The 21,599-nt window shown below is 44.4% G+C and carries 14 protein-coding genes; 9 read left to right on the top strand and 5 right to left on the bottom strand.

Going from position 1 to position 21,599, the window contains the following annotated elements; all coding sequences use genetic code 11:
* The first annotated feature begins 280 nt into the window (after positions 1-280).
* The 3 genes from F7Y48_RS05210 to F7Y48_RS05220 all read left to right on the top strand — a co-directional run bounded on the left by F7Y48_RS05210 (position 281) and on the right by F7Y48_RS05220 (position 7,310).
* Positions 281-2,569, top strand: a complete 2,289-nt coding sequence (locus F7Y48_RS05210; protein ID WP_253644754.1) for a YgiQ family radical SAM protein — start codon at positions 281-283, stop codon at positions 2,567-2,569.
* Positions 2,570-2,831: 262 nt separating this feature from the next.
* On the top strand, positions 2,832-6,353 hold the full coding sequence (locus tag F7Y48_RS05215) for a T6SS effector BTH_I2691 family protein (protein WP_316682088.1): 3,522 nt from the start codon (positions 2,832-2,834) through the stop codon (positions 6,351-6,353).
* A gap of 3 nt (positions 6,354-6,356) precedes the next feature.
* Positions 6,357-7,310 (top strand): hypothetical protein, encoded by a 954-nt coding sequence (locus tag F7Y48_RS05220; protein WP_258692804.1) that lies wholly within the window; start codon positions 6,357-6,359, stop codon positions 7,308-7,310.
* Positions 7,311-7,412: 102 nt separating this feature from the next.
* Here F7Y48_RS05220 and F7Y48_RS05225 read toward each other — a convergent pair whose 3' ends face one another.
* Positions 7,413-9,509 (bottom strand): methyl-accepting chemotaxis protein, encoded by a 2,097-nt coding sequence (locus F7Y48_RS05225; RefSeq protein ID WP_025500345.1) that lies wholly within the window; start codon positions 9,507-9,509, stop codon positions 7,413-7,415.
* A 577-nt stretch (positions 9,510-10,086) separates the two neighbouring features.
* Between F7Y48_RS05225 and F7Y48_RS05230 the strand changes: the two genes are divergently transcribed.
* The 3 genes from F7Y48_RS05230 (at position 10,087) to F7Y48_RS05240 (ending at position 13,060) form a co-directional block, all read left to right on the top strand.
* Positions 10,087-10,764, top strand: a complete 678-nt coding sequence (locus tag F7Y48_RS05230; protein WP_048625732.1) for a response regulator transcription factor — start codon at positions 10,087-10,089, stop codon at positions 10,762-10,764.
* The gene (locus F7Y48_RS05235; RefSeq protein ID WP_170902973.1) at positions 10,761-12,062 is read left to right on the top strand and encodes a sensor histidine kinase; all 1,302 of its coding nucleotides are present in this window, start codon (positions 10,761-10,763) and stop codon (positions 12,060-12,062) included. Before F7Y48_RS05230 ends, F7Y48_RS05235 begins: the two co-directional genes overlap by 4 nt.
* A 101-nt stretch (positions 12,063-12,163) precedes the next feature.
* Positions 12,164-13,060, top strand: coding sequence for a 1-aminocyclopropane-1-carboxylate deaminase/D-cysteine desulfhydrase (locus F7Y48_RS05240; protein ID WP_316682090.1), 897 nt, complete (start codon positions 12,164-12,166; stop codon positions 13,058-13,060).
* 39 nt (positions 13,061-13,099) lie between these two features.
* Here the strand turns inward: F7Y48_RS05240 and F7Y48_RS05245 are convergent, their stop codons facing one another.
* On the bottom strand, positions 13,100-13,642 hold the full coding sequence (locus F7Y48_RS05245; protein WP_005457944.1) for a hydrolase: 543 nt from the start codon (positions 13,640-13,642) through the stop codon (positions 13,100-13,102).
* 150 nt (positions 13,643-13,792) lie between these two features.
* On the bottom strand, positions 13,793-14,653 hold the full coding sequence (locus F7Y48_RS05250) for a LysR family transcriptional regulator (RefSeq protein ID WP_005376746.1): 861 nt from the start codon (positions 14,651-14,653) through the stop codon (positions 13,793-13,795).
* 99 nt (positions 14,654-14,752) lie between these two features.
* Between F7Y48_RS05250 and F7Y48_RS05255 the strand changes: the two genes are divergently transcribed.
* Together F7Y48_RS05255 and F7Y48_RS05260 are read left to right on the top strand one after the other, a co-directional pair.
* Positions 14,753-15,817 carry an HlyD family secretion protein gene (locus F7Y48_RS05255; protein ID WP_193271194.1) on the top strand — a complete coding sequence of 355 codons (1,065 nt, stop codon included), beginning with the start codon at positions 14,753-14,755 and terminating at the stop codon, positions 15,815-15,817.
* A 9-nt stretch (positions 15,818-15,826) separates the two neighbouring features.
* Positions 15,827-16,846, top strand: a complete 1,020-nt coding sequence (locus F7Y48_RS05260) for a DUF2955 domain-containing protein (protein ID WP_316682111.1) — start codon at positions 15,827-15,829, stop codon at positions 16,844-16,846.
* A gap of 632 nt (positions 16,847-17,478) precedes the next feature.
* Here F7Y48_RS05260 and F7Y48_RS05265 read toward each other — a convergent pair.
* Positions 17,479-18,507: a methionine synthase gene (locus tag F7Y48_RS05265; RefSeq protein ID WP_316682113.1), complete on the bottom strand. Its 1,029-nt coding sequence runs from the start codon at positions 18,505-18,507 to the stop codon at positions 17,479-17,481.
* Positions 18,508-18,537: 30 nt separating this feature from the next.
* Positions 18,538-19,512, bottom strand: a complete 975-nt coding sequence (locus F7Y48_RS05270) for a DUF1852 domain-containing protein (RefSeq protein ID WP_316682115.1) — start codon at positions 19,510-19,512, stop codon at positions 18,538-18,540.
* Positions 19,513-20,629: 1,117 nt separating this feature from the next.
* Here F7Y48_RS05270 and F7Y48_RS05275 point away from each other — a divergent pair.
* Positions 20,630-21,547, top strand: a complete 918-nt coding sequence (locus tag F7Y48_RS05275) for a leukocidin family pore-forming toxin (RefSeq protein WP_053809756.1) — start codon at positions 20,630-20,632, stop codon at positions 21,545-21,547.
* Positions 21,548-21,599: the final 52 nt, after the last annotated feature.

Raw genomic sequence — 21,599 nt, forward strand, 5'->3', positions numbered from 1 at the left:
GGCTTTTTGCATTTTCCTATGCATTAATTTGATTATAGGCGTTGTTTTTAATAAGCACACCATTGCTTATTAGTTGTATTAACATTGCGACATTTTTCACGACTCGACCTATAACCATGAGGCTTTCAAGGTGATATTAGACATAAAATCGCCGATATAGCCTTGATATTTTTGCAAACCAAATAAAACTCGATGAACTAAGCTTGAATAGATGAGTTTGGTATAGATACCTGATCCTCAAATCGCTATAATTCGCGCTCCCTGGAACAGAGAGCAAAATATGACCAATAACATCACTCCTATTCATGAGTACAAAAAATACTGGGCAGAGTGTTTTGGTACGGCACCTTTCTTGCCGACCAGTCGCAAAGAAATGGACGCCCTAGGATGGGATAGCTGTGACATTATCATCGTAACCGGTGACGCTTACGTAGATCACCCAAGCTTTGGTATGGCTATCATTGGCCGTCTGCTAGAAGCGCAGGGTTTCCGTGTCGGTATCATTGCTCAACCAGAATGGCAAAACAAAGATGCGTTCATGCAGCTTGGTAAGCCAAATCTGTTCTTCGGGATCACTGCGGGTAACATGGACTCCATGATCAACCGTTACACCGCGGATAAAAAACTTCGTCACGATGACGCGTACACACCAAACAACGAAGGTGGCAAACGCCCAGACCGCGCGACTTTGGTTTACTCTCAGCGTTGTCGTGAAGCCTATAAAGAAGTGCCTATTGTTTTAGGTGGTATCGAAGCCAGCCTACGCCGTGTTGCGCACTACGATTACTGGTCAGACAAAGTTCGCCGTTCGGTACTGTTTGATGCAAAAGCAGACATCCTACTTTTCGGTAACGCAGAACGCGCACTTGTAGAAGTGGCGCATCGCATCGCAAATGGTGAAGACATCAGCACCATGACCAATATTCGTGGTACTGCCGTGAACTTGCCAGCCGCGCCAGAAGGCTACACGGTTATCGATTCTTCTCGCATTGAAAAACCTCGTAAAGAAGCGTTCGTACCAAAGAACCCATACGAAGTAGAAACTCAGTGTGAAACTAAAAAAGATGAGCCAGTTGCACAACCAATCACGATTCGCCCATCACGCCACGATGCTGCAACAACTGCGGTTCGCTTACCTTCGTTTGAAAAACTAAGAAACGATCGCATTCTTTATGCTCATGCAAGTCGTGTATTGCATTTAGAAACAAACCCGTACTCTGGCCGAGCGTTACTTCAAAGCCATGGTGATCGTGAACTTTGGGTAAACCAAGCCCCAATCCCATTGACAACCGAAGAGATGGACTTTGTGTTTGGCTTGCCTTACGCGCGTGTTCCTCATCCTATGTACGGCAAAGCGAAAATTCCAGCGTATGACATGATCAAAACGTCTGTGAACATCATGCGTGGTTGTTTTGGTGGCTGTTCTTTCTGTTCGATTACCGAGCACGAAGGCCGAATCATTCAAAACCGCTCGAAAGAGTCAATCATTAACGAGATTGAAGAAATTCGCGACAAAGTTCCGGGCTTTACCGGCACAATTTCCGATCTTGGTGGCCCGACTGCAAACATGTACCGCCTAGGTTGTAAAGATCCAAAAGCGGAAGCGAACTGTCGTCGTCCTTCTTGTGTATTCCCGGGCATCTGTAACAAGCTAAATACAGACCACAAACACACCATCGATCTATACCGCGAAGCGCGTAAAGTTGAAGGCGTGAAGAAAGTGATGGTCGCATCTGGCGTACGTTACGACCTTGCGATTGAATCACCAGAATACGTAAAAGAGCTCGTAACTCACCACGTAGGTGGTTACTTGAAGATTGCACCGGAACATACAGAGAAAGGCCCTCTTGATCTGATGATGAAACCGGGCATGGGCACGTACGATCGCTTTAAAGAAATGTTCGAGAAGTACAGTGCTGAAGCAGGCAAAAAGCAGTACTTAATCCCTTACTTTATCTCTGCGCACCCAGGCACAGAAGACGAAGACATGCTGAACCTTGCTCTGTGGCTGAAGAAAAACAACTTCGAGTGTGACCAAGTACAAAACTTCTACCCATCACCGATGTGTAACGCAACGTCAATGTACTACTCAGAGACTAACCCTCTGAAACGAGTGAAGTATAAAAAACGTGAAGATGTACCTGTAGCAAAAGGTGAACGTCAACGTCGCCTACATAAAGCGCTGTTGCGTTACCACGATCCAGCAAACTGGCCAATGATTCGCGAAGCCCTAATCAGTATGGGTAAAAAACATTTGATTGGTGACAAACAAGGCTGTCTCGTTCCTGCGGAAGACATTGAAGCACAAACACCTGCACAACGTCGTAAATCTGGTCGTCACGGGGCAAACCGCTTTGCAACCAAACATACCAAAAACCAACCGGGCTTCGGTGGTCATTTGAACAAACGCTCTGAAGGCGGTTCAAAAGGTAGTCAACGCCCTGCAAGCAACGGCCAACGTCCTAGCGGCAACGGTGCAAACCGCCCAGCAGGTAGCAAGCCACAAGGTCAAGGTCGCCCACAAGGACAAGGCAAACCAGCTGGTCAACGTAAACCAAAGCGTCGTTAATTCTTCAGCACTTAAATACTAGAAAGGGCTCCAGAGGTAACTCTGGAGCCCTTTTGTTTTGTCGGTTCATTGAGGTATCACTCACAACTCAAACTTTGATTCAATCAATACAAAAAATGGTAAACACCAACCAACTTATTGGAAAAACAAACAATTATTTGATCGAAGAAAAACAATACAAAACTAAATCATTGATTTTTAATTACTTTATTTTGGTGCGATATTTGCGTAATAGAGTAAAACTCTTAAACATGGGCTAACGATGAGTAATCCACTTCCTCCAAAAACTTCGATGTTCTGGCACGACAACAGCTATACCTATGAGGAGGCCGTTCAGGCATTTGAAAGCGATGGTACGCTGAAATCGCTGAATATCGTCCCAACCACGGAATCCGATGATCTTGCTGGCTCCCCCCCAGAGCGCAGTATGTTTTGGGAGGGAGAAACAAAAAAAATCGACCCGCCACCGCCGTCAGAACCAGAACCTCTCAATTTAAAAAACGAGAAAGAACCAACAGAGGCTTTACCGGCACACTTCATCCCTGTTCGCTACGCCATCGATCAGCTAGAAACGGAAGAAACACAACCTTTTGGTTTGCCTGAAGAATGGAAAGGCCAAGGCCCAGCCAAACTCAATACCGTTGGCTACACCCTGCGTCAACTACGCGATGGTTGGCTGTATGTCTATGATGCAATTAACAAAAGCTTAGACGAATACGAAATCAAAGGAACGCAATTCACGCTCTATAAGTTGGGAGAATCAGAAAGCCCAAAATCAGAACAGCGTGGGACACCACAAGATGCAAGGCCTTTCCTTACTTACGTCAACGGAAGCGTACTATCGATTTGTTTCTCTGAGCACCGGTGGACATGGCACACGTTCATGCGAGTACTTAACAATCCGAGTAATCATATCGATCGCATGCAAACCATTGTTCTGTCTGCAAACGAGAATCAGCACAACATTGCCCCAATAGATAAATTAACCCAAGTTGCTGATATTGAATCTTCTGCCGTCGATGATGGTCGCTTTGCGGATTCTGGCATCGCTACCAAAGCTGACGAAGATGGTTCTACCTTTAAACCTGTCGCTGCCGAGAGTGACTTAACCTCTGCGATTCCAGAAGAAGAGTCGGGCTACTTCGTCGCGATAAAAGATTACGCCGCAGACATTCAAGATATGTCTCTGCATTTTGTTGGTGCTGCAAGCCCTTACCGTCTTTTCACTGACCAGTTTTCAAACCAGTGGAACTTGATGCAGACCGCCATGCAATTGTGCATGTTCGGGGCAAGTGACGAGATAGACATGCCAGCTAGCGTTAAGCGTAACAGTGAAGAGCTGTCGTTTTATACCGACATGGCAGAATATTATGACTCCTCGAGTCAACTCGATTTGGCAGAGCAGAACAAAAGCTCAGTCCAGTCCGGCTATCCTGCCAAATTTTCCGCTGGAGCGATTGAATCACACCAACATACCCAAAGTGACATTGCCAAAGCAATACAGGACAAATATCGAATTTCTGCGAGCCGATTTGGTAAATACGAACAATGGATAGCGACTGAGCGCTGGCGCAAGCAGCTCAACTGGAAGCAAATGCTGAGCGAAATGCAAGAGCTGTCAGAACAAAAAGAAACCATGCTAGCCCAAGTTGTCTCGGTAAAAAGGGACTTTATTGCTGTAATGGAATCTTTGACGCCGCATCATCTCGAGAGAACCTTCGACCTATACAGCGAAGATACGCAGTACAGCTTGTACCAACTCCATAAACAAGCCGTTGAGTCATTTACTTTGGTGGTGCAAGAAGAAGACCGCCAATGGGCAGAAAGCCAATGGGAGAAACCAACCAGCTTACTCGCACTCTACACTTCCGGGTTTAGTCGTAGCCTCTTTAAACAAGTGGAGAAGTTAATTCCTGAACAAGTTTCAAATCAGGTAGGTGAAGTAGACGTCGCCAAAATTGTTCCAGACACTGAAAGCTCAGACAAACAATTTATGGACTACGTTTCGGCAGCAAGTAACCGTATCGGTATGTATGCAAAAGTAATGGACTTTATTTCTAACCCAAATACTGCAGAAACCGAGTTTTTAAAAGACATCGCGAAAGGATTTAAGGAACTAGATATAATCTTCAAAGCCGCAAACAGCGCAATAATGAAGAGTGCACTAAAATTAGGAGTTAGCTTTACTTCTCAAGCTTCACTTCTAATCATGCCCGTTTTCTCAAAGCCTTTAACTCGAAATAGCTTTTATTGGCGAGCAGTGTTCGCTGAACGTTTAGCTACCAATACTGCTGTCAAAATCAATAAAAACTATGCGCAAGGTTTTGGTGATTGGAAGTCTAACCATGATAAAAGAGTGGTTGCCTCAAACCAAAACAAGGCCATTATAGCTGCTTTTAATAAAGGCGATAAAACAGTATCAAAACAACAATATAAACAAGCCTTAAAACAACAACGTCACCTCCAAAAAAGTCTAGCAGTGGCAACATTAGAATACCCACAATACATCGAGTTTCCAGATGACGTACTTGAGGCAACAATTCAAATGCGTAAAGATATATGGGATAACAGATTAAACAACCTTAAGAAACGGTTTGAAGATGTGGGTGGTTTAGGCTTCTTAGCTCTGATTTTTAACTGCCTCGCACTTGCTGATGCAATGAACAGTATTCAAGAAACAGGGCTCATGTCTCAAGATGATTTCTTAGATATTCAACAAAAGCTTTTTTACACTGCCGGAGCTTGGACGGGCATTCGTACTGGGAAACTATGGGATAAGGTTAAGGGCAGTGACGAGCTCAGAGAGCATTCGCTAAAAACTCTTAAAAATTTAGTAGACAGAAATACAAAAGGCTTTGAAAACCTGATTCTAGATGACTTAAAAGTTTTTAATAAATGGCTCGCGATTACAGGTGCTTTAGGAGCGCTGGCTTCAGGTATTGAGGCTTACCGTTCTTGGCAGAGTGTAGATGACGTTTATGGTCTCGAAAGCAAATTGTATTTAGCAAATACCGTAACGCTTGGTTTAACTGGTGCGATTGGTGCGTTTCAGTTCGTAGGAGCCTCTACTGGTACTTTTTCGACTAACTTACTTTTTGGAGGCCCAATAACGGCAGCTTTAGTTATTCTTACAGTTACATACCTAGCCATCAATTATAAACTCAACAAACTGAAACAAGATGATTTCCAAAAATGGTTAGATAAACTGCCTTGGGGTTATCACCCGAGTCGTACTCAGTGGAGCCAATCTGCAAGCTTGCCCGAAAGAGAGAAGCACAATTCAGCATTGGTGCAACAAGCACTGTTTGACTTACAATCTATTATTCAACAGCCAACGGTATACCATCAGCCTATTGAAAAAATACAGGCTTATCCAGGCTATACGCATCATGAGCTAGTTGGCTTGGAAGTGCATATTCAGCTGCCACATCGTGCTGCAACGAATGGTGTTACAGTGAGTACCAACACCAAGGCAACAGAAGATGATTTGACGTCCGGCTCTTGGTATCAAAACGCAGATTTAGTCACGCTACAAACACAGAGCCAAGCTAGCAAAGAGTTACTGGTGTATAAGGTAACATTGCCGATTAAAGAGACCGATCAATACCTTGCCATGCAAGTAGCGTATGATGTGGAAGATGATGCCCCCGCTAAGCGTGAGTATTGGTTCCAAAACGGCATAAAACAGAGTGCAACTTATGGCATTATTTCAGACAATATCAAACAAGACATAATTCAAAAAACACTCACCCCCGCTGTTGGCACATTAGGTTTTCAGGAGTAACCCTTGGCATATTCACCGTTTTATATCACCCCAGAAGAATTGGTGGTTTATCAAGAAGCACAAGAGCAAAAGATTCTCACAGGGGACAATTTAACAACATGGCATAAGTATGATGTAGAAGAGCCATTTCGCTACCATTACAAGTTAACGGCTTTGCCATTTATGAGCTTCTTATTTGTAATAGTATTTTTGACACACTCAAGTGATACGCTCGTCGTAACCTTTTTCGGTCTTATCTTGTCAGCGATGATGGCTGGAATCTTTTACCTTACGATTGGCCTCGATTATCGCTATGACTACATTTTTTCAGATAAAGGCTTTGTGATGAAAAAGCGTCGCAATATGCCTAAATGGGTAAATACCGCTACGCAAGCTGTTGGCTGGATTGGCGCGGTGGTGTGTGTAGTGATGGTAGCACTAGTTGGTCCGATGGCATTAGCGGGAGCAGGTGCCTTTATTTTGCTTTCATTTGGTATGTTAAAACGTCAGCCTGATGAACCAACAGAAGTGAGAGTTGGTGAGCGAGAAGACTGGCTCTTTGCTGATTACAATAAGAAAAGAAAAGTGATTAAGTTCTTTTTTAAGCATGACACATGCGAATATATTAATATGGAACATACTAAGATTTCACGCTTACACAACCGATTCCACTATTACGTATTTTTCAAAACCGTATCTGACTTAGAGTCTATGGTCAATCAGCTAACCACGGAATATAAGCTTGACTGTACAGAAGTCACAGACCACAAAAAGCTATTTGAAGCTAAGCCAGAGGCTAGACTGTTTAGTACGCCAGTTTGTTATAAAGAATATCAAACCGATGAGGTATTTGATTTAAGGGCGTCAAATGCCCCGCTTCCTGAGCGTGAATACCTTTACAACGGCAAGTGGCAAACCGAATCGGAAATCGAACGCTTAAAAGCGGCTGGTGAACAGCCAGCAAGTCCCGCTTCATAGTTTGCAGCAAGCATTAAAAAAGGCTCCAGAGGTAACTCTGGAGCCTTTTGTTTTGTTAGAAGTAAACGTTTTAAGTTGGGTTAAACTCTCTCACTTACTTGATTAAGACAACTTGAATTTGCTCAACTCACCGTGAAGATCACTCGCTTTTGCCGTCAGTTCATTGCTGATCGCTACCGAAGATGACATAGTATCCATCACTTCCATCGCCGTATCATTAATCACAACCACATTACGGTTGATCTCTTCTGACACCGAACTTTGCTCTTCTGCCGCTGAAGCGATCTGATTATTCATATCATTAATCACTTCAATAGCTTGGTTTATTTCGGCCAACGCCAACTGCGCTGCTTGTGTTTCTTCTTTGGTATCCACCGCTTGCTTCTGGCTTTGCTCCATCAACACGACGATTGATTGCGTTTCTTGCTCCAAACGAGCCAACATTGCACGAATTTCTTCTGTCGAGCCTTGTGTCCGCGTTGCAAGGTTGCGGACTTCATCGGCTACCACAGCAAAACCACGACCCGCTTCACCAGCACGCGCAGCTTCAATCGCAGCGTTCAGAGCCAACAAGTTGGTTTGATCGGCAATGCCACCAATCTCACTCAGAATACCCTGAATCGCCGTGCTTGAAGCCACCAAATTCTGCGTCTGGTGCTGTGCATCATTCACTTGCGAAGCGAGGTTATCCACCGCGCTTGCAGCATTGTCCATACGCGACATGCCATTCGCACTATTGCTTTGAACTTGGCTTGCCGCTGCCGCCGCTTGTACCGCAGAATTTGCCACTTCTTGTGCGGTTGCGCTCATCTCATTAATCGCCGTTGCTAGCGAGTTGACTTCGTTCACTTGAACGTTCAGTTGATCTCTCGAAGCCGCCGCGCGAGCTTGGCCTTCACTTGCGTTTTTATCAACTTGGTCTGCCGTCGCCATTACGGTTAAAAGCATTTCCTGAATGCGAGCGAGGAAGGTATTAAACCAGTGCGCCAGTTGGGCGGTTTCGTCCTTACCTTTCACCTCAATGCGGTAAGTTAGGTCGCCCTCGCCTTGTGCTGCATCTTTAAAACGCTCCACTAAGTTAGTTAACACTTTGCCCAACGAGGTCGCGATCATCGTCATCGCAACAATACCAATCAGAGCCGCAATAATCCCTGCCCACACTCCCTTTTCAAGAGCTTCTGCACTTTGTTCTTCACTCCATCGCTCGTAGTCATCCACGTTCTTTTTAAGGAAGCTACTGGGAACCGACACCATAACGATCCAAGGTGCATCGCTGGTTTCAATTGCAGTAATCGCATACTCATCCCCACCAAACGTCACAAGGCCTGCGCCTTTTTGTTTCGCAATGGATTGAATACGCGCCCATTGAGACGCCAACTCATGAGAGACTTTCTTGCCCACTTGATCCGCTTGGCTGCTGTTCGCCAGTGTTATGCCTTTCCACGAAGAAATCAGAATACGGCCTTGTCCATCAAACAAGTCGCTCGCGTAATCTTCACTTTGGCTTTGTAACTCGTTCAATGACAAATCAAAACCGAGAGAGCCTATGATCTCGCCACGTAACTTGATTGGTTGGCTGATGGTCGTGATCAGTTCTTGTTTGCCGCGAACCGGATACATGTACGGTTCCATCACGAACGTTTTGCCCGTTTCGAAAGGCATCAAGTGCCAATCGTCTTTACGCTCACCGTTGTTGTTTAATTCAGTATTGCTAAAGCTATCCATCGCCACAACATCAAAACTGTTGTGCGAATTTGGCGAAAAGAATGGTGCTAAGTAGCCTTCGCTATTAAAGCCAAGGCTTTTGTCTTGAATCGTTGGCTCAACCCACGATGGCTTTTCCCATACCATGTAACCAGCAAACACAGCTTTGTTCTGAGCTTCTAGCGACGCAATAAACTGTTTAACAATAATGTCTGGCGTCGCGGCCGTCTCTGCGCTTAATTCGATAATTGAACGCGCTTGCTTTAGGTTCGCCAACACTGGCTCTAACTGGTTGGAAATATTCAGCCCTTGCTGAATCGCCGTATTGCTCAGGTCGGTCGTGGTGGCTTCGGTCAGTTGAGATTTTACTTTTGTAGTGATTTGTTCATTCACTTGCGTGAACGCATTGGTTGTCATACCCATTGCAATCAATAGAGTGAAGGCCATTGCCCCACCCGCACTGACAGCAATTCGAGTGCGTATACTGTTAAACATGATCGCCTCACAAATTGATTTTTATCTGGCATTAAGCATTGGAAGGATCATGGATTTTAAACAAGTAAAGTTAATGGAAGGCTTTCATTTATGAACAGAGCAAGAACAGAAAATGTAGTTTTATTAATAATAATAAAATAATGCAGATTTTCGCTTATACATGAAGCTATTGATTTAATTGAATTATCTCAAAAAGGAGAATCTAAGCGTTTGTATTTAAAAGCAATAACCATAATTAAAAAGGGACTTAAGAGAAGTAAGAACTTTTTCTATGAGTGAGTCAGTAAAAATCAGTAATTACTAACAATGTGCTCAAGGTCACATAAATAATTTAGTATCTTCATGTTTTATATAGAGTTAACAGAATCAAATAATCCACCCCATTTATACATCAAGAGAAATTGATAGATATGAACAAAAGATCGTAGATTTACTTGGATAATAAGACGGTATTCAAGCTAGACATTGAAAACCGACACAAAGGTGAGAAAATCATCGTCGACAACTTTTTCACACCTATAGTGAATAATGTTCGTTAAGATCAACATTCGAATTTATCGAGATTGGATAAGAATAAATGAAGCGTGTACTTTTGGTAGAAGATAATCGTGAAATAGCGGGAATGTTGTTTGATTATTTTGAGTGTGCTGGCATGCAGCTGGATTATGCCGACAACGGTGAGCTAGGCTTAAAACTGGCGATGGATAATGCGTTTGACATCATTTTGCTCGACCTCATGCTGCCGCGCATGGATGGCCTAACACTGTGCAACAAGCTACGCGATGCAGGTAATAACACTCCGGTGTTGATGCTGACAGCACTTGATAGCCGAGACGACATGCTCAAAGGCTTCCAACACGGCGCCGACGACTACCTCACCAAACCGTTTGATCTCGATATTCTTGAAGCACGCATGACTGCATTGATTAAACGCTACCGCGGTACGGTTGCATCAACCAAACTCCAGTATGGCGAAGTGTCTATCGATCAAAAAACACATCAAGCCTACCGTCAAGATAAGCTGTTGGCGTTGAATCCAACCACGTACACGATTCTAGAAATGCTGGTGAAAAACGCGCCAGAAGTGGTCACACGTGAGGAGATTGCTTTCCGATTATGGCAAGAAGATGAGCCAAATAACGATGTGTTGCGTAGCCATATTTATCAATTGCGTGGGCAGCTCGACAAACCATTCAAAGAGCACGTTTTGAAAACTATTCCAAAAGTCGGCTTCCGATTGGAGCCCGGGGCATGATTCGCCGCTTATTTAACAATACACAAAGCTTAACCGGACGCCTTGAACTCTTCTTCCTTCTAGTGTCGGTTGTGATTGGCTTGCTATGCTTCGCATTGGTTAGCGGAGCGCTATTATGGTCGGAAGATCGCGTCGGTGAACGACGTATTATGATCGATAAAAAAGAGGCGATTGAGCACTTTCGAAACCATCCTGATAGCGGAATCATCAAACTAGATTTACTGACAACGGCATACAACGATATCAATCTCGTCCCTGAGCTCTATCAACCCTTCATCCAAGATAAAAAGTACTTTCTCGCTGAAGTTGCTGACGAACCAGACACTCGCATGATTTACATGAGCACCTACACGCAAGATGGAGAGGAACATCCTATTATTCTGATCTCTCTGATTGATGAGATAGAAATTACATCTAACGAGTTCATGTTTGTTCTCGTTATGGTGCTGGCGGTTGTCATCGGGTTACTTTTGATTTTTGGCAGCCTATTATCGAGACTTTCTCTGCGTCTCATTGAACCTGTCAGTGCCCTAAAAACACAACTGGACCGCCATCAAGGTGACACTACACAAAAATTTGTTGTCCCTGAAGGCTCTGCAAATGAATTCCAAACGCTCGCAAATCAGCTTAATGAATATCGACATCAAATCAATCAAGTGATTAAACGTGAACAAGCTTTTGCACGATATGCCAGCCATGAACTGAGAACACCGCTCACAGTGATGAAAGGCTCAAGCAGCTTGCTAGCCAGAAGCCCAAGTACGTCATTTCAAGAACGTCAGATTGGCCGTATTCAAGATGCCACTTTGCAGATGTCGACCATGGTTGATGCTTTGTTGGGTTTGGTTCGATATGAACGCAACACCGACGACAGCCCCGTTCGAACCATCTCAGAGCAAGAGCTCCACAACATCGTGGCTCTTAGCCAAGCGCAAGCCGATGAAAAATCGCTGGAATTTAATGTACAAATATTGGGGCATCCGCAAACCAAAGCGACTACTGCAGTGCTTAACATTACGTTGAGTAACTTAATTCGCAACGGCATTGCAGCCACGTCAGCGGGAACGATTCATATCACCATGACCGATACCACACTGTCGGTGAGAGATGAAGGCGAAGGCTTCTCTTCCGTGCCAGATGCCGAAGGCCATGGTTTGGGACTCATGATTGTGGACGACTTATGCCGGCGTTATGGCTGGCAATTCACTATTGATAAACATCCAAATGACGGCTGCGTGGCTACTATCGATCTTTCAACCGAGGTAACTGATGGCGAGTCGCAAGACGAAGAGATGTAGAACACAAGATCTCGATACTTTTGATCTTCATTCAATAACGGGTACACTGTGCCACCTTTTTAAATGGCAAAGGTGACACGGTTTATTCCGTCAGCATCGACATGAAACTCTCAGAAAGTCCTATCACCCAACATAGCTTAAATGGGCGCAAATTTTTCCTTAAACGTGACGACATGCTCCACTCCCACTTTTCTGGGAACAAAGCACGTAAGTTTATGACGTTAATGGAAGAGCAAAATCCCGACATCACCACGTTAATAAGCTTTGGCTCCGCTCAATCCAATGCCATGTACTCGCTAGCGGCTCTCGCCCAGATTAAAGGTTGGGCATTTGAGTTTTATGTTCATCACATTCCATCTTGGCTAAAAAGCTCCCCCATCGGAAACTATCGCGGCGCTCTCGATTTGGGTATGAAAATCACCGCCATGCAAGACATCGGTAGCGAACTCCACCCTAGTGAATACATCCACCAGGTACGAAGATTAGATGAGTCGACATTGCTTATTCCAGAGGGTGGACGTTCCCACCTCGCTGAAGCTGGCATCAAACAGTTAGCACGAGAAATTCTTGATTGGACGCGATTGAGAGGTAAAGAGCAGTTTACCGTCGCTCTGCCATCAGGCACTGGCACGACCGCTTTATATCTTCATAAACATTTAAGCCCACACGGCATAGAAGTGCTAACTTGCCCTTGCGTAGGCAATGCAGATTACTTAACTGAGCAGTTCAACCAGCTTGGTGAAAACAGCCACCCAACCATTTTAACCGTGCGCAACAAACACCATTTTGGTCGCTTGTACGAAGAAGATTACATCACATGGAAATCGCTCTTTGAGCAAACCGACCTCGAATTTGACCTGTTATACGACCCGTATATGTGGCAATGCCTCACCCCTTGGTTGGAAGAGAACACAGATAAAACGGTGATTTACATTCACCAAGGCGGGTTACTTGGCAACGAGTCGATGTTGCCAAGATATCAACGAGAATTTGAATAGCGTGTTCAGATAAAGTTGTTGTTGATTCCAGTGATTACACTATTTGATGAGCGCCAGAATTTCTTTGAATTCAGGTGCTCGGCAATCTTCGACCATTTCATACAAACACATTTCTAGCCCAGTGAGCACCACACCGTTAGCGGTTAACTTCGCAAGAGCGAGCGCTTTATTGGCAGCGGTTCGGGAAGATACACAATCCGTGACTAATTCAACGCGATAACCGGACTGGCGCAGAGAAACCGCGGTTTGATAGACGCAAATGTGGGATTCAATACCGCAAACCAACCAGGTATCAACTTTCGCGTTCTCCACCGCCACTTTAAACGTCGCCTCTTTACAGCCATCAAACGTGTACTTGGTAATAGGTAAATGCGTGCTTTCAAGCACTTCACGAATCGGCTCCGCGGTTGGGCCCAACCTTTCAGGATTCTGTTCTAGCCACAGAATAGGCAAATCTAGTGCTTTGGCGCCCTTTACCAGTTTTGTGATATTTTCAATCAGTGCGTCGCTTTCATGCATTAATGTAGCGAGTTTGCCCTGAACATCCACCACAATCAGGCCCGTGTTTCCTTTCGATAACATTTCCATCTCCTATATTGCGTGACCACAAACCATACTCAACAAGTTGAGCAATAATTAATGTATCAGAACCCTTTCATGTTAGAGCAATAAAACCTAGAAAGATGACCTTCGCTCACACATTTTCCCTTAGGTAAGAGTGGTTTGAACTGACTATTTAAATTTCTCTCGAATTAGCTCAATCAAGGCTTTGACTTTATTGGGCAGAAATAAGGCCGAGGGATAAATCAGAGTAAGATGCTGCTTCGGATGCGCGAATTGAGGCAGCACCTCGACCAACAAACCGTCTCTCAGTGCAGGCTTGGAATGAATTTGAGGAATAAACGCGATGCCGTTTCCTGCTATCGCCATCGAGCGCAGCAAGTTGAGGTCATCCGAACGCAACGCCACATGCAAATCTGAATCGAGCAAATCGGCATTGTAACGATTAGTTAAAAGGCGATGCTGCTTAAGATCTTCCACCGTTTTTACTGGCGGATGCGATTCTAGATAGGCTTTTGACGCAACAAAGTGACTACGATAAGGCAAAAGACTGAACTGCACATAGCTGTCATCGGTGACTTTGACCACGCTCGGAAGAAGCTGTAAATCAAACGATTGACGCTTGAGATCGACACTCTCTTGATGGTTTTCAATCTCGACCGAAATCTCCGGATACCGCGTTGTGTACTCGGTGATGATCGCGTTAAACGCGGCAGAGCTCATCAATGCGGAAGGAATGGCTAAACGCACCTTGCCCGTCAGCTCTTGTTGATATTCGTGCATGGCATTTAAACCTTGCTGAATATGGTCAATAGGCTGCCCCACCAACTCAAACAAGCGTTTCCCATGCTCCGTCAACTCAATGCTGCGTGTTGTGCGAATCAAAAGCTGTACCCCGAGCGATTTCTCTAATTCTTGCAGGCGACGACTCACTTTTGAGCGTTGTAGTTGATTCGCCTCTGCCGCTGCACTTATACCGCCGTGAACCACCGTCTGAGTGAATAGGTAAATATCATCAAAACTAACGTTCATTGTCCTATTTTTAGGTCATTTATGTTCGTATTATCATTCTACTGAATTGTGAGTGACTTCTCTATAATCCGCTATCCAATATGTTTAACGGAACTTGTAATGACGGCTGACCAAAAATTCAAACACTGGATGCGAACTTTGATTGTCCTGTTCATCGTACTATTTTTGTACATTATCATTGCTGACCGCCACGCCCCCTTAACGACCGAAGGACGAGTGCAAGGATACGTTGTCCAAGTCGCGCCCGAGGTATCTGGTAAAGTGACCGACGTTCTCATCGAGAATAACCAGTCCGTTCAAAAAGGCGATGTGTTGTTTACGATTGATGATCGTAAATACAAAATAGCACTTGAACAGGCGGAGCTGTCTCTGCAATCCGCTTATGAAAAAGAAGCAACGCTGTATTCTCAACGCGAAGCCGCTCTTGCCAATATTGCCCGCGCCCAAGCGACATTTGATAATGCACACCGCGAGTACAACCGCTTACTGACACTATCGAAGCAGAAAGTCATCTCTCAATCGACACTCGATAATGCCTTTGCCCAAAATCAGGTATCACGTGCAGCGCTTAAAGCGGAAAGACAAAACTTAAAAGTCATTGAGGCGCAATTAGGCGATCAAAAAGGTCAAAGCACCGCCGTTCGAATTGCAAAAAACGGCATCGAAAAGGCGCAACTTGATTTGGCAAATACCGCGGTACTCGCTCCCAGTGATGGTGTCGTGACCAACCTGCAACTAGAAGTTGGTACGATGGCAAACACCAACATGCCATTGCTGACATTTGTACCAACAGGATCACTCTGGGTAGTCGCTGATTTTCGTGAAAAATCCGTCGCGAACGTAGACAAGACTTTCCACGCCTTGGTCACATTTGATGCCAACCCAGGTTCGGTGTACGACTTTGATTTAGCTAGCCGCGATTACGGTGTAGCAGCCGCACAACAAACGCCTAATGGCGCACTAACCAAAGTGGAAGTGAACAACCGCTGGGTACGTGATGCGCAGCGTACACGAGTGAACCTAACCAGCAGCGAAGAGTTACCACCAGCACTGTTTGTCGGCTCTCGCGCTACCATTGTTTTGTACCCAGACAACAGCATTTTCTGGCAGTTGATGGCGCAAGCACAGATTCACCTCGCAAGCTGGTTCCACTTCATTTACTAGGCGGCGACAATGAAAACCTTACGAATTTGGTTCGGCTGCTCTTTAGGGCTTGCGCTAAGCATGGTCTTCGGTTGGTCTTACGGATTTTTTGCCATCATGATGCCGCTGTTTATATTGGGCAGAATGGACCACTTTAATCTTTCGGCTTTATTGATCGTGTTTTTCTCTGCGGTGTGGACAACCATACAAGCCACATTTTTGCTGGAATACTTGCAGTTTCATCCAACATTAATGACCGTTGCCGTCGGAATTATGATGCTGTTCAAGTGCATTGCAATGATGAACCAGAAAACCTATTTGTTTGGTTACATGGGGTTGTTGGTGGGTTCAATTGTGTTGAACTTTGCCAGCTATAACTTCATGGATATTGAAGAGTTCAACGTCAACATGTGGGTGATGGCGTTCAGCAATATTTTTGTTTGCGCATTCGCGTATTGGTTGTTCCCAGAGCCAAAATCCCCCGCCGAGCACATTGAGATGTCGACCCCAGTGAAAAGCGATATTGACTACATCAGCCAAGTTGCCATGGGTTGGGTAGTGGCGATGGCGGCATTTATCGTATTCCAAGTAGCGGACTTATATGACTCGTTAGCCGCACAAGCTTCCATTTTGATCATCCTAACCCCAATGACTTTAGCAGGCTCGCTCGCCATGGCAAAAATTCGCATCATCGGCACCGCACTAGGCTGCATCGCGGGGATGGCTGTTCAGCTCATATTGGGCAGTTGGTATGGGCATGGGCTACTCTTTTGGCTCGCCTTTACCATTGCAATGGGGCCATTCTGCTTGTGGCTCACCAAGGGGCAAATTAAAGCGGCTATCGCGTTTTCTGCCATGTCTGCCCTATCGGTTCCGCTGACGACCTCGTTGGTGCCAGAACAAAAAGACGCGTTCTTTTCGATCTTGTACCGTTTCAGCTCGATTTTCGTTGCGGTTCTGCTCACCGCGATGGTGATGTGGGTAGTGCATCACTGGATTCGTGTAATGTTGCTAAAGCATCCTGAGATGAGGAACGTGGAGTTGAATTAAGCCTTGGCCGAGGCTGAAAACGGAAAACGGAAAACAAACTATGCCGCTCACTTTACTGCGAGCGGCATTTTTATTTAAAACGGTCATCCTGAACATCGAGGAACGAGCGTGATTCAGGATCTACCCACCGAGAGCTTTGAAGTTCTTAGCTTATCGCCATCTCCCAGCGAGTTGTTAGCAGATTCCTAGTCTCGTTTAGACTCGCTGGAATGACCCAATCTTGGATACAAACCAAATAATTGGGTATGTGAGTAACGTATCTCCCAACATCCGTCATCCTGAACAACGAGGAACGAGCGTGACTCAGGATCTACCCACTGAGTGCTTTGAAGTGCGAAAGCCTCGCCATTTCCCAGCGAGCTGCAATCAGATTCCTAGTCTCGTTTAAACTCGCTGGAATGACCCAACTTTGGATACAAACCAAATAGTTGTGTACATGAGTAACGTATCTCCCAACATCCGTCATCCTGAACAGCGAGGGACGAGCGTGATTCAGGATCTACTAACCACGTGCTTTGAAGTGCGAAAGTTATCGCCATTTCCTAGCGAGCTGTAATCAGATTCCTAGTCTCGTTTAAACTCGCTGGAATGACCCTAACTTTAGTTTATGGTGTCGAGCCTAAGTCTTAATATCAACCCACCAACTCTTTACGAATGATCTCCGCTCCCGCACTTAGCGCATTGAGCTTAGCGGTTGATACTTCACGAGACAAAGGCGCCATACCGCAGTTGGTACATGGGTAAAGCTTGTCGGCATCAACGTATTTCAATGCCTCTCGCAGTGTGTTCGCCACTTCTTCTGGCGTTTCAATTTCGTTGGTTGCAACGTCAATCGCACCAACCATCACTTTCTTACCGCGAATCAACTCAAGCAACTCAATAGGCACTCGCGAGTTATGACACTCAAGCGAGATAATATCGATATTCGATTGCTGCAATTTAGGGAATACTTCTTCGTATTGTCGCCATTCAGTGCCTAGCGTTTGCTTCCAATCCGTGTTCGCTTTGATGCCGTAGCCATAGCAGATATGCACCGCCGTTTCACATTTCAGCCCTTCAATCGCACGCTCTAAACATGCAATGCCCCACTCGTTCACATCATCGAAAAACACATTGAACGCAGGCTCATCAAACTGAATGATGTCGACACCTGCCGCTTCAAGCTCTTTCGCTTCTTGATTGAGGATCTTCGCAAATTCCCAAGCCAGCTTTTCACGGCTACCGTAATGATCATCATAAAGCGTGTCGATCATCGTCATAGGGCCTGGCAGCGCCCACTTGATAGGTTGCTTAGTTTGCTCACGCAAGAACTTTGCATCTTCAACAAACACGGGCTTTGTGCGGCTTACTGGGCCAACCACAGTCGGAACACTTGCTTCATAACGGTTGCGAATGGTCACCGTTTTACGGTTTTCAAAATCTACGCCGCTTAAATGCTCAATAAAGGTCGTCACAAAATGTTGGCGAGTTTGCTCACCATCACTGGCGATATCAACGCCTGCCAGTTCTTGTTCTTGCAAAGCGACACGTAGCGCATCGCGTTTGCCATCAATCAGTTCTTCACCTTGCAGTTTCCACGGTGACCAAAGTTTTTCTGGTTCGGCCAGCCAAGAAGGTTTCGGTAAGCTGCCAGCCGTTGAAGTCGGTAATAGTGTTTTCATCGTCATTCCTTTCTAGATTCTCGTTATCGATTACGCATAGCTTGCAGACCATTGTTCAAGCACAGATTGATAAGGTTTGATGAAATGCTCCTCGGCAAATTTCCCTTGTTCAATCGCCAGTTGGCTGCGCTCTTCTCGGTCGTAAACGATTTGAGTTAGCGAGTGGTCTAGGTTTTTTAGGTTTGGCTGGTAGCAATTACCGGCAACCGCGTTGGCATTGTAAATCTCAGGTCGGTAAATCTTCTGGAATGTCTCCATCGTGCTTATCGTGCTGATAAGCTCTAGGTTTGAATAATCGTTCAACAAGTCACCGAAGAAATAGAATGCCAATGGTGCGACACTGTTTGGTGGCATAAAGTAGCGCACCTGTAAGCCCATCTTTTTGAAGTACTGCTCCGTCAACGAAGATTCGTTCGGCTGATATTCAAAGCCCAAAACAGGATGTTGATTTTCGGTGCGTCGGTATACTTTGTTGTCCGATACGCTCAAACAAATCACAGGCAGCTTTTTGAAATGCTGTTTGTAAGACTCAGAATTAACGAAAGCTTTGAACAGTTTGCCATGCAAATCACCGAAGTTAGCTGGGATGCTGAAACGTGGCTGGTTTTTGTTGTGGTCCAACAGCAAAACGCTAAAGTCGTAATCACGAACGTATGAAGAGAAGTTGTTGCCCACAATGCCTTCGATGCGCTCGTTAGTGTTGTGGTCAACAATGTTAGTTTTGAGCACTTCAATCGATGGGAAGGCTTCGCCACTGTCTTGGATATCCATATCAACAGAGATGATTTCAAGCTCTATTGAGTAGCGGTCACCTTGCGCATTATCCCAATGTGCCAACGCATTAAAACGATTGTCGATCATTCGGAGTGCATTGCGCAGATTCTCTCGGCGGTAGTTTCCACGAGCCAGATTAGCAAAGTTGGTAGTGATTCGCGTGTTGTCTGATGGTTGGTAATTCTCATCAAAGCGAATGCTTTTGATAGCAAATGTGAAATCGTTATTCATCGTGAGTTGGTATCCTATTTCCTTAGATAAAGCAGACTTTTCCTAACTCTGTGCATGGGGATATTTTTGTTTTTTGGTTTTCCCAATCGTTAGGTTGCGCGGCGTTCACGACGAACAGTTCGTACTAAAAACGGTGGTCGCAGTGCCTAACACCAGAGCAGTCCGTTTTTTATACTTGCTTCACGAGTTGAATAATATTGGTATTGTTTCACGTTGAACATGAAAGAAATTCATAGTGGGAGTTCCGACTCTGAGGGAACTATCGTAGATACTGTTATTCATTGACACCAATACACGTAACTTGGCGAGCATAGTGCCAATATGTGTAATTAAGAAACTGATGACTCGTGAGGGATTAGCTGTATGTGAACCAGTTTTAAACTTGGAAAACGCATTATATAAACAAGATGCTAACTGGAATATAGGACAGCGTAGCTTAAATAGTACTTTTCACATTCAATCATTTATTCAAGCATTCGTTTAATCAGAAGTACCTTACATTTAATATTTTCGGAAAAATTATTATTTAATTATCTTATTTCTTTCTTTTCCTATATTTACCATCTCAAACGTAAAGTTTCATTTTTCTGTTGTAAAAGCACATATAACCTCATACACGAATATGACAACTTCATTGACAAGCTTTGTCACCCAACTATTACATGAAGCTCGAAATAACCAATAATAAAACAAACATAACCCACTGTTTTAATTTAAATTAAATCCAGGAAGCCGTAATGACCACATAACGACACTTTACTTAGTTTGGCATAACAGAAACCTCAACAATAACATGGTTAATACTTATAAACCTCACTTCTATCAATAAGGAATTTTAAACATAACATTAGAAGATAAAAATTAAGTAATAACTTAAAAAGGTAAAACTTAATAACCAAATTCTTATTTATTATAGTTGAGTAATGAATTTAAAAACTATGAGACATTAATCCCACGAATCTATACTTTTCCTTTTTTTATTAAAAAACAAGATGCAATATTTCACCGCTCAATTATTGAGCACCAATTAATAACCAGTCCATAATTATAAAACACCCATAGAGTTATTGTTAAAAACCAATAATAACCTTTATGGGCTGACTAATAGGAAACAACAATGGAAAAACAGCATCTTTCCGCGAGTATTATCGCGCTCGCATTACTTGGTTCTCTAGCTCCAGCACATGCTGAAGATACATTAAAAGCTTACACTTCGACCTTGCTACAGCTCGATGATAGCGATGCACGCTCGAAGAAAATCCGCTTAATTTACTCCTTAGAAAATGTCTGGAATCAATCTTTGCTGCCGAATGGAGCTAAGGAAGCCAAGTTGCTTCTAAACGGAGGTTCTGGTTTCGACATGACTAATGTGCCGAATAAAGAGCAGATCTATGGTTTTGCCACCGGTGGAGACTACCGTTACACAATCCCAACCGCCTTTAAACTGGCACTGAGTTATTTAAATGGTGCCCCTTTACGTCATATGAGCCATGCTCCAGAAAACACTATTGCAACAGCATCTGTCAGTGAGTCTTTGGACTTTAATCTTGGCTTCAGTGCTTCTGATTCTCCAAATATTAGCGGTGGGATCTCCTGGAGCAACCGTGTAACTTACGATCAACCAGAATTTCAGACGGTGGCTGATTTTGATCAGACCAATGAGAGCATTAATTGGCTTATCGAAAACCAGACTATCCGCCACAATACTCCACCTAAAGACTGGTTATTGTACCGTTGGACCAGCTGTGACATGGGCAACCTAATTGACTATAGCGAATTACCTGTCGTGATGCGCTCTGATTTTAAACCGCAAGTCGGTGTTGTATATCGAAAAAATGATATTCAAGATGGCCTAGATACATCAGAAGTCAAGCTGGTTGCAGGTTGGCGAAAAACCAATTACTACTTTGGTCGTGACTGGTGTAGCTGGTATACCACCCCAGAAAATACTTGGAAGAAAAATCGTGATAGCAGTCAATGGACAGAGACTAGCCGAGCCGTAACTATCTCTTGGAATGACGCGCTCTACCACTAACTTATTAGCCTGCGGCCACGGAATGAATAAGTGGCCGCCGTATTTACTAATG

Origin of the sequence: Vibrio sp. 2-1-2a (genome assembly GCF_032648565.1) — a bacterium.
GTDB classification, from domain to species: domain Bacteria; phylum Pseudomonadota; class Gammaproteobacteria; order Enterobacterales; family Vibrionaceae; genus Vibrio; species Vibrio diabolicus.